This window comes from Natrialba sp. INN-245 (assembly GCF_009807105.1).
GTDB lineage: Archaea > Halobacteriota > Halobacteria > Halobacteriales > Natrialbaceae > Natrarchaeobius > Natrarchaeobius swarupiae.
Window position 1 is genome coordinate 1 of sequence record NZ_WUBV01000027.1, and the last position, 10,268, is coordinate 10,268.

General features: G+C 55.1%; 10 protein-coding genes and 1 pseudogene. 8 read left to right on the plus strand and 3 right to left on the minus strand.

The features are described 5' to 3' along the window. Window positions 1-761: 761 nt before the first annotated feature. Window positions 762-1,070, minus strand: a complete 309-nt coding sequence (locus tag GRS80_RS09410) for a hypothetical protein (protein ID WP_160047331.1) — start codon at window positions 1,068-1,070, stop codon at window positions 762-764. A 2-nt stretch (window positions 1,071-1,072) separates the two neighbouring features. Continuing rightward, window positions 1,073-1,420 carry a helix-turn-helix domain-containing protein gene (locus tag GRS80_RS09415; RefSeq protein ID WP_160047332.1) on the minus strand — a complete coding sequence of 116 codons (348 nt, stop codon included), beginning with the start codon at window positions 1,418-1,420 and terminating at the stop codon, window positions 1,073-1,075. A gap of 296 nt (window positions 1,421-1,716) precedes the next feature. Here GRS80_RS09415 and GRS80_RS09420 point away from each other — a divergent pair, with 296 nt between their 5' ends. From GRS80_RS09420 to GRS80_RS09440, 5 genes are all read left to right on the plus strand, one after another. Continuing rightward, window positions 1,717-1,932, plus strand: a complete 216-nt coding sequence (locus tag GRS80_RS09420) for an SHOCT domain-containing protein (protein WP_160047333.1) — start codon at window positions 1,717-1,719, stop codon at window positions 1,930-1,932. Between the two features lie 40 nt (window positions 1,933-1,972). Continuing rightward, window positions 1,973-2,389: a DUF302 domain-containing protein gene (locus GRS80_RS09425; RefSeq protein ID WP_160047338.1), complete on the plus strand. Its 417-nt coding sequence runs from the start codon at window positions 1,973-1,975 to the stop codon at window positions 2,387-2,389. Next, entirely contained in the window at window positions 2,386-2,706 is a 321-nt protein-coding gene (locus tag GRS80_RS09430) for an SHOCT domain-containing protein (protein ID WP_235019695.1), read from the plus strand. The genes GRS80_RS09425 and GRS80_RS09430 overlap by 4 nt, the downstream gene beginning before the upstream one ends. A 5-nt stretch (window positions 2,707-2,711) precedes the next feature. After that, on the plus strand, window positions 2,712-3,428 hold the full coding sequence (locus GRS80_RS09435) for a plastocyanin/azurin family copper-binding protein (RefSeq protein ID WP_235019696.1): 717 nt from the start codon (window positions 2,712-2,714) through the stop codon (window positions 3,426-3,428). A 235-nt stretch (window positions 3,429-3,663) separates the two neighbouring features. Further along, a complete protein-coding gene (locus GRS80_RS09440) occupies window positions 3,664-4,974 on the plus strand; it encodes a multicopper oxidase family protein (protein WP_235019697.1) in 1,311 nt (436 codons plus the stop codon). Between the two features lie 559 nt (window positions 4,975-5,533). On the opposite strand, the gene GRS80_RS09445 is transcribed toward GRS80_RS09440, so the two are convergent. Beyond that, the gene (locus GRS80_RS09445; RefSeq protein ID WP_160047335.1) at window positions 5,534-5,896 is read right to left on the minus strand and encodes an SHOCT domain-containing protein; all 363 of its coding nucleotides are present in this window, start codon (window positions 5,894-5,896) and stop codon (window positions 5,534-5,536) included. A gap of 176 nt (window positions 5,897-6,072) precedes the next feature. Between GRS80_RS09445 and GRS80_RS21015 the strand changes: the two are divergent. The 3 genes and pseudogenes from GRS80_RS21015 to GRS80_RS09460 all read left to right on the plus strand — a co-directional run. After that, window positions 6,073-6,171, plus strand: a pseudogene (locus tag GRS80_RS21015) (SHOCT domain-containing protein); the annotation flags it as partial. Window positions 6,172-6,236: 65 nt separating this feature from the next. Further along, window positions 6,237-8,420 carry a heavy metal translocating P-type ATPase gene (locus GRS80_RS09455; RefSeq protein ID WP_160047336.1) on the plus strand — a complete coding sequence of 728 codons (2,184 nt, stop codon included), beginning with the start codon at window positions 6,237-6,239 and terminating at the stop codon, window positions 8,418-8,420. 151 nt (window positions 8,421-8,571) lie between these two features. Next, window positions 8,572-9,990, plus strand: a complete 1,419-nt coding sequence (locus GRS80_RS09460) for a permease (RefSeq protein WP_160047337.1) — start codon at window positions 8,572-8,574, stop codon at window positions 9,988-9,990. Window positions 9,991-10,268 lie beyond the last annotated feature (278 nt).

The window sequence follows — 10,268 nt, forward strand, 5'->3', positions numbered from 1 at the left end:
GTCGAGGATATCGATTTCCATACCAACCTCGATTTCCTCGACTTCATCCTTCTAACCCGTGATATCAGCTGATTAGATCGCTCTTCAACAGAGCAGGATATTATACGCTCACGATTGAGGCTGCCTTCACATCGATCGAACGGACGCTGCTGTTCTGGTTGATTACGGAGGGACATCACGACCCATCCCAGCCGCCCCAATCACACACCACCGCGATCAATCGAAGCGCCGAAGTCGGATTCATCACTGACGAGGTCGCGACGGAACTCGAAGATCTCTGGAACGAAAACCGTGCACACACGTACTACCAGGACGGGATGGCCACAGATGATCGTGCAGATGCGATGGTCGCGCTCGCCGACAATATCCATTCACAGATCGTCAATCTCGTCGGGAAATCTCACGACTGTATCTGTGAGCGATCGCGGCGAACAAAATGGTGGGAGGTAGATAAAATCCAGCGTGTCATCAAAATCTCCACAACCACTCAATAGCGTGCGTATTGACCAACGCCGGTTATAATGAATATAATATATCTGCTATGAAAGACTTAAAGAGCACAGTCAGCACGGGTTGTGAGCAGCTTTGGGCACGCGCTCTTCGGTAGACTGGCGGAAGTGATCGATCGAAGTAGTACATCCCGCCGAATAAAGGTCACGTATGCATCAAGAATATCCTGCCTGCGGAGGAATGATTCGGGTTCTTGTCGAGCTGGGAGCTATCAGCTCGAGCCGCTCGGCGAAGAGCGGTCACCAACACGATTACTGTCGTTCTCCATCTCGAAGAGTGACCGTATATGGCATCGAACCACCGTACAATGAGTAGAGAACGAACAACATACCAACCGCAACGATTCCAGTCTGGATCGCGCTTGCCTGATATATAGTCAACACATCTAACTCATAGAGGATTCCTTCGATGACAGCACCCTGACTAATAAATACGAATCCAATTCCAACGAAGAGCATCGGCTGGCCGTTTCCACGGCGATAACTCCGAAACGCCTGAAAGGCGATGGCTAGTCCGAGGACGATAACGACGAGTTTGGCGATTATCAGTTCAGTATGCATGGTTAATCCCTCCGCATTCCGCCCCACATTCTAGCAAATCGATCTGGCGGGTCTTCTTTGATCTCCAATTGGACTTCGTAGATTCCATCGTGGAATGTGACGTTGACGGAGTTGAGTATCGTTTCGTATTGCTTTCGATGGTGACCTTGTGGATCAATCTGGAGATTTTCGCTCACGAGACCCATCGAGTGGAGTTGGTCGAGACGGTCATATATTGTCGACTCGGAGCCCTCACACTGCTCTCCAAGTTCTTCGGCCAACATCGGTTCTTGAGTCAAATAGGCCAGAATCTGACGTGCATAGTCGTCTCCAAGAAGATCGAGCACCCGTTCGGATTCTGGCTCCGTCATGTGATATGTGAAATACGGAATCAATGGAAAAAAGTGCTGGCGTATAATTCTGAGACTGTCTGATCCTGTAAATTCGAACCCCTATATAAATATGTTTCGCGTAGGCCGTTGGTCGCGGATTGTGCGATGTTGGCTAATATACACAATGGCGTATGTCTATATGTGAGAGCACCATGATACAACCACTACAATCGGCTGCACGAATTGGACGGACGGGGTTCATCGCAGGCATCACGCTCCTCATCGGTGTCACGGGATCTGCCGTGGCCCAGAGAGGTGGTAGTGTTGGCGGCGGTATGATGGACGGCAGCTGGGGGATGTTCGGAGGCTGGGGCTTCTTCTGGGTTCTGTTACTCATCGGAATCATCGTTCTCGCCGTTTCCGTGGCCAGCGGTAACGGAGGGACGCAGACCGGCGGTCAACAAGACCGAGCTCAGGAAGAACTACGTAAACAGTACGCCCGCGGGGAACTCTCCGACGAGGAGTTCGAAAAACGACGACGGAAGCTGTAACCAACTCGGAACATTGCAGCTACCACCAATTAATAAAGTTATGACATACACAAGTACCATCACGGTCGAGGCACCGTTCGACGACGTGATCGCCGAAGTGACGACTGCACTGGAAGACGAAGGATTCGGCATTCTCTCAGATATCGATGTCAGATCGACGCTGAAGGAGAAACTCGACGTTGACGTCGATCAGTATCGGATTCTCGGAGCCTGCAATCCGTCACTTGCACAACAGGGGCTTGCGCAAGAACCGGAGTTGGGAGCATTACTTCCGTGTAACGTGATCGTCTACGAAACGGACGGCGATATCGTTGTGAGCGCCGTCGATCCCCAGCAACTCCTCGGAGTCGCCGACAATCCGCAGCTCGAAGAAATCTCGACAGATGTTCACGAGCGGTTTGAACGAGTGATTACAGCTATAGACGGACAATTTCCGTCTGGGGGTGAGTCTCGATGAGTTCCATGAGGCAGACTGAGAAAACGATCCTCGTCATCCTTGCCCTCGCTGTCTTACTTGTGATTCCAGTCCTCACAATGGGGAGCGGAATGATGAGCACTGGTTGGGGGATGTTTGGCGGAGGAATGTTCGTCTGGCCGCTGTTGGTGCTCGGACTCATCGCACTTGCGATCTACTGGGCTGGAAACCAAAGCGAAAACACCAATTCAGAACAGCCGGATCCAGCCCGCGCAGAACTTCGTGAACGGTATGCACGTGGTGAGATCGACGACGAAGAGTTCGAAAACCGCCTCCAGATGCTGAGCGATAACCGGTGATCCCAATGACCAATCAACCACTTACTCGACGACGAACGCTCGCACTCACTGGAAGTACACTTGCCATCGGGCTTGCTGGCTGTCTGGGTGATAGCACAAGCCCGTCCGCGAATAACGACGGCGACGGCAGCACCCAGGGGGATGCAAACCAAGATGGATCAGATTCCGATGACCACGATCATGACACCGACCATACACTCGGCCATCCAGAGGAACACATCGAAGTGACGATGGAATCAGACGACGATGTTCATCACTTCGTCCCACACGTCGTTCACGTCGAGGAGGGTGGAACGGTGACGTGGGTGCTCGACAGCGGCGTCCACGACACGGTCGCCTACCATCCGGAGAACGCCGATCTCCTCCCGTCTTCCACCGAGCGACGGATCCCAGATGATACCAACCCGTGGGCGAGCGATGTCTACGACACGGCAGGTGAAACGTTCGAGCTGACGTTCGAAGGGGAGGGAATCTACGACTACACCTGTACCATCAGTGGTCACGGTCATCGGGGTGGCAATCATCACGGTGGCGGTCATCACAGCGGAGACCAGACCCACGAATCGACGGGAATGGTTGGCCGCGTGATCGTCGGTGATCCTGACCTTGATCCGGATAGGCAACCGGCGTTGCGGTCCCCTTCCGATGAATTGCCCGAGGCTGCACGCCACGAACTGGAGCAGTTTAACCACCAGACTCGGGACGCCCTTCAGGAACACTGACCACTGCCGACATCTGTATTGTGTATATTACACAATACTTAGCGTGCTCGAACCGTACACAGACTACTGAAGAACATGGCGGATCACGATATACCATATTAGAGCCTTAATGAAAGATTCAGACACAACAAGCCGACGTGACCTACTCAAGTCGAGTGCGCTCGTAGGTGGTACCTTGATTGCTGGATGTCTCGATACCAGAATCGATGCCGACCCATCACCGGATGAACGCGCATTGCCAGAGCCACAATACGGTGATCCGGATCGGGAGTACCAGCTAAGCGCGACTGAGAGTGACGTGATGGTTGCAGGTGGTGAGTCCTACAACGGTTGGACGTACAACGGTGAATATCCGGGGCCCGAAATTCGTGCAGTGGAGGGTGAACGCGTCCGCGTCACCATCGAGAACGACCTGCCTGAGGAAACGACGATTCACTGGCACGGGATGGTACTTGACGGTGATAACGCGATGGACGGCGTTCCGGGCGTCACCCAGACTGCGATCGAGCCTGGCGAGGAATTCGTCTACGAGTTCGATGCAGAACCGGCTGGCACACATTGGTATCACAGCCACGTCGGTCTGCAACTGGATCGAGAACTGCTCGGTCCACTCATCATCGAAGAGCGAAATCCACATATCGAGTACGACACCGAAGCGACACTCGTCCTGGATGAGTATCTCCCAACCGAGCCACGTGTCGAGACCTCAAGCGGAACTGGAGGCGGTATGGGTGGAATGGGTGGTATGGGAGGTAGTGGATTTCCCGATGCACCGCCAGCAGAAGGAACGCTGATCAATGGGCGGCTCCCGGACGACCCGACACCCGTTGATGTCGAAGAAGGCAGTCGGATTAGATTACGACTGATTAACGCAGCAGCGGCGGCGACTTACGAAATCGGTATCGGTGACCACGAACTCGTCGTTACTCATACGGACGGTCCAGCTGTCGAACCCGTCTCTGTCGACACGCTCGAAATCGGCCCAGGGGAACGATACGATGCTGTCGTTGAAGCACGATCACCAGGCACGTGGCCGATCCGGGTCAGACCCGTCAATAAATCGACGTCGGCTGGCCGGGCACTACTGGACTACGACCAGTCTACTGGGGACGTCACCGAAGGTGAAATCGGCTCCCGTCAGCTTCGACTCTCGGACCTACACGCGATTGACGATCTCGATGAATATCGTGGAGAGCCAGATCGAACGATTGACCTCACTTTGTCCGGCGGAATGATGGGTGGGGATGGGGACGAGTGGACTATCGGCGGACAGGCGTATCCGGATGCCGATCCGATCAGCATCGAAGAGGGCGAACATGTTCGCTTCCGGATGGCCAACCGAAGTCCGATGCGCCACCCAATGCATCTTCACGGACACCACTTTGTGGTCGGTGATGCCCTCAAGGATACAGTCATCGTTCCCGGTCATATGGGAGAGATCACGATCGATTTCGTCGCTGACAACCCCGGTACGTGGTTTTTCCATTGCCACCATCTCTATCACATGGAAACGGGAATGGCACGTGAGATCCCGTACGAGCAGTAGCAATATAGACAGATTCCCAGTTACGAAGACTCACTTATCAATCGGAACACCACCGCTGAATGGTGAATTCGTGGTTTTCATTCCTGTATCTATGTCATCGAACTCAGATGAGGTTCGCGTGTGACTCGTTGACCGAGGTATAATAACGGAGACGATGAAGTCTGAAAAACGGTGCTATCGAGTGTGTGAGCAGGGTCAAACGCGAAGAAATCTACCGATGGGTCCAGTGAACTAGACCGGACGATGATACCGAAGCGAATCGAGCGCACTCAGCGATTATCACGATGTCGAAACGCTTCCCGCGTTAGCTCGTTGAAGCTGTCAAACTCGCGTCTCGTGCTGTCAGAGATGTCCTCAGGAGTGCTCGAAGAGCGGGCTGAGAATCTGAACCGTATTCTGTCCAGCCGACGATTACGCAACCGACCATACCCGTTTCCCTCAGTATCGGCATCATCAGCAGGTTGCGACTCACTACTATCCAGACATCCTGCAATGCTGGTTATCAGTGTGCTGCCAGCAAGGACGAACACCCGACGATGGGTAGACGTATCGTAGTCAATTAATCCTCGTCTTGTGTTTGTAGCCTCTGTCGCCGCTGTTCGAACTCCTCGTCGGAGAGGTCGCCACGAGCGTACGCGGTGCGCAACTCCTCGAGTGCCGGATCGGTTTCACGGCTGGTGGGAGAGCTAACTGCTCGATACAGGAGATATCCGATCCCAACGATAACGACGAGAAATACCAGCCACATCAGGAGACCACCCCACGTTGCGCCTGTTCCGTTCCACATGCCACCGTTCCACATATGTCCTCCGCCCCAGAACCACATCATGGGCATAGCGAGCGCCATCATGAGTAATGGGAGCAGTACGATCACGGCAACGATAATGAGGACTGTCTGGAGAAGGGTGTCTTCTGATGACATACTACTTGGTAGAATCTCTGGTCCCATAAGACCGGGCGCAATACCCGAGTGAATGGAATGCTCCACAGGATCAATGACTCAATCGGGTCGAAGAAGACTCGAGCAGTTCGGTTTCTGGAGCTTAGATGTCCAATGCCCAATGAGAAGGCAATCTCGTGAGACATCACTGCCAACATAGATTCGAGTAGTCGGTAGAAGAGCTGCGCTAAGCATATGCGTGGGGCGACCTCACCGACGAAGAGTTTGAAGAACGACGAGAACGATTGCTACGTGAGGGGAAATCGTGTCCAAAGACAGTTCTACCAATCGGCACGGATCACACGACGCTCACGAGGAGCAGATGCAAGAAGGAAAACCGACCGATAGCGAGTGTCCATGCTGTCGGGTCTGCGACCTGAGTGCGACAGACGCCGAACATGCCGAGGAATGGGAACCGGCAGGTCGCCGACCGGAGGACGAACACGTCCACGAAGATCACGACGAGCGTCACGACCACGGGGCCCACGTCGACCACTCCGGGCACGAGGAAATGTTCAAACAGCGGTTTTTCGTCTGTCTCGTCCTCTCGCTCCCGGTGCTCTACTACAGCGAGATGCTCCAGGAGTGGTTCGGCTACACCGCGATAACCTTCGCCGGGAGCGAATTCGTCGCGCCAGTTCTCGGTTTTGCCGTCTTCGTCTACGGTGGTATCCCGTTCCTGCGGATGGGTGCCGTCGAGGCGCGTAACCGCGAACCCGGGATGATGCTTTTGATCTCGCTGGCGATTACCGTCGCATTCGTCTACAGTGTTGCAGCGGTTACGTTGGGCATCGGTGAACCACTCTTTTGGGAACTGGTCACGCTGATCGTCATCTTCCTGCTCGGCCACTGGATCGAGATGCGAAGCGTCCGGCGCGCATCCGGCGCGCTCGACGAACTCGCCGAACTGATGCCGGATACTGCCGAGCGGATCACCGAGTCCGGCGACGTCGAAGAAGTCCGCGTCGACCGACTCGCAGAAGACGATCTCGTGCTCGTTCGTCCGGGAGCGAATGTCCCGGCAGATGGCGTTGTAGAAGAGGGTGAATCGAATGTCAACGAAGCGATGATCACCGGGGAGTCACGACCGGTCAAGAAGGAACCCGGCCACGAGGTCATCGGCGGCACAACCAATCGTGATGGAAGCCTTCGCGTCCGGGTCACCGCGACCGGCGAGGAAACGACGCTTTCGGGAATCATGCGGCTGGTCGAAGAAGCCCAACAGAGCCAGTCTCGGACACAAATCCTCGCGGATCGAGCCGCCGGCTGGTTGTTCTACGCGGCGATCGCGGTGGCGGCAGTCACCGCCGTCGCCTGGACCATCGCAGTCGGCTTCGGGGTACCAGTCATCAATCGGGTCGTGACGGTGCTCGTGATCGCCTGTCCGCACGCACTGGGGCTCGCCGTACCGCTGGTCGTGGCTATCAATACGACGATGGCGGCGCGCAACGGGATGCTCATCCGGGATCGGATCGCCATGGAAGATGCCCGAAACCTCGATACGATCGTCTTCGACAAGACCGGGACGCTCACGAAAGGTGAACAAGGCGTTGTAGATATTGCCACGACGGACGGCTGGGACGAGGACGAAGTGCTCGCGTTGATGGCTGCCGCTGAAAGCGACTCCGAACACATGATTGCGGAGGCAATCCGCGAGGAAGCCAACGAGCGAGGTGTATCCATCCCCGGCGTACGAGAGTTCGAGGCGCTCGAAGGACGGGGCGTTCGAGCAACCGTCGAGGTGGAAGCTGCAGCGGCTCCCGGTGTGGACGGTACGGGCGTGCAGGATGGCGAAACGATCTACGTCGGCGGACCGAACCTACTCCGCCATCTCGACGTTGAACCGGACGAACGGCTCGAATCGTTTGCCACCGACGCCGGCGAACGCGGTCAGGGCGTTGTATATCTCTTACGGGACGGTGAAGCGCTCGGCGCTGTGGCGCTGGCTGACGTCATTCGAGATGAAAGCTTCGAAGCGATCGAGGCGCTGCACGAGATGGACGTGGAAGTGGCGATGCTGACGGGTGATTCCGAGGACGTCGCCCGTGCAGTGTCGGAAGAGTTGAGGATCGACACGTATTTTGCGGAAGTGCTACCGGAGGACAAGGATAAGAAAATCATCGAACTCCAGGAACAGGACAAACTCGTGGCGATGGTCGGTGACGGAGTTAACGATGCCCCAGCGTTGACGCGATCGGACGTCGGCATTGCTATCGGATCAGGGACCGACGTGGCTGTGGAGTCTGCGGATGTCGTACTCGTGGAAAACGACCCGCGAGATGTGGCTCATCTGGTTCGATTGAGCAGAAAGAGTTACCGGAAGATGCAGGAGAACCTCGTGTGGGCGGCCGGGTACAACGTGTTCGCGTTGCCGCTTGCGGCTGGGATTTTGGCCCCGATCGGGATTCTGCTCTCTCCGGCTGTCGGGGCAGTCCTGATGTCGGCGAGTACAGTGATCGTAGCGATCAACGCCCAGCTTCTGCGCCGAGCAGATATCGATATTTAATCGCACAGTAAATTACATTCCAAAGTATGGCTCCGAGGTCATCCGCGCTATTTTAATCACAAACTGCTTGAACAAGGAAAGAGAATATCTAACAAATGTCAGTACGGAGATTCGATCGGCCGGCACTCGATAGACAGGTCGTGACACGCGATTGGCGGAGGTTGGAAACGTGATTGCTTCGATCCTGGAGACGGTTGTCGAAGGGCTGATCATGGCCGGGGATTTCTTCTGGCAGGCGTTTTGGGCGTTGATGCTCGGCTTCATGATCTCGGGTGCCATCCAGGCGTTCGTCTCGAAAGAGGGGATGGTCAACTACATGGGTGAACCGGACGCGAAATCCGTTCTCTACGCGATGGGGTTCGGGACTGCCTCAACGTCCTGTTCGTTCGGCGATATCGCTGCGACGAAAACGCTGTTCAAGAAAGGCGCACACATCATCCCGGCGGTCGCGTTCAAAATCGCCTCGACGAACTTCGTCATTGGCCTGACGTTCGTCATCTGGGCGCTTCTGGGCTGGGAGTTCGCCGTCGCACAGGCGGTCGGCGCGCCAATCTTCATCCTGATTGCGATCACGCTCGTCCACCTGTGGATCCCCTACGACGAGACAGAGAAAGCAAGAGAACGACTTATAGAGGAGGAGCAGCCTGTCGTGACGGACCCGGTCTGTAAAATGCGGTTGAACCGGGAGAACGGTATCCCCGTCGAACACAAAAACGAGACGGTCTACTTCTGTTCGGACGGGTGCAAACGGCTCTTCGAGCACGACCCTGACGTGCATACGACCTCGTGGAAGGAAAAGATCGCGTCGTGGAATGGCTGGGTCGAAGCCGCAAACCAGACAAAGAAGGATCTCAAGATGCTGTGGAAGGAGCTGGCGATCGGGTTCCTGCTGGCGGGGTTGATCGCAGCTGCGGTTCCCCAAGCCATCTGGACGCTTCTCTTTGAGGGCGGTGGAACAGGGTTCACACAGATTGTCTACAACAGCGTCCTCGGGCCACTCATCTCGATGGCGACGTTCGTCGGATCGATCGGCAATGTCCCACTGGCAGCGGTGCTGTGGGGCTCGGGCTTCGCCTTCGCCGGCGTCATCGCGTTCATTTACGCCGACCTAATCGTTCCGCAGTTGATCCGGATTTACCGGAAGATCTGGGGCAAGAAGATCGGCACTAGGATCACAATCATCCTCTTCGTCTCGATGGCAACGACCGGGATCATCATCTACTATCTCTTTGCTGTGCTCGGCCTTATTCCAGATCTGGACATTGCGGAAACGGGAGCAGGTGTGACGATCTTTGGATTCGAACCAGTCACGATCCTGAACCTAGTGTTTCTCCTCATTGCCCTCGGATTTGTCGTCCTTCTAGTGAGAGGACGGAAAGGAACACCAGGTGATCGAGTCGTTGAGGATCCGGTCACTGGAACCGAACTCACAGTTAAGAACGCGGATTACTGTACAGTCTATGAGGAGTCAATCTACTATTTCGAGAGCGAAGATTCCCGGGCTGAGTTCCGAGAGTCACCAAAGGAATATCGATCGGCGAGCTCGTACGATCACTCTGTCTCGGATTAATGAGCGAGGTGCTGTGTTGAATAGTGATTGAGTCAGGCGAAATCACGGGTTTAAAAGGATGAAGCCGAGGAATTCGATTCTGTCCTATGGAAATCGATCTCCTCGACTTCGTTCAGAAAAGTAAGCGGCTGGCCAAACTGCTCTGTTGAAGAGCGATCTACTCAGCTGATATCGGGTTAGAAGGCTGTGTTGAATCGCCATACGGCGGTTGAATTCACTGTTTCACGGCACGCTTGATGTTGTAGACGACACACATTAGGGCGATTTCTCGGAACTCA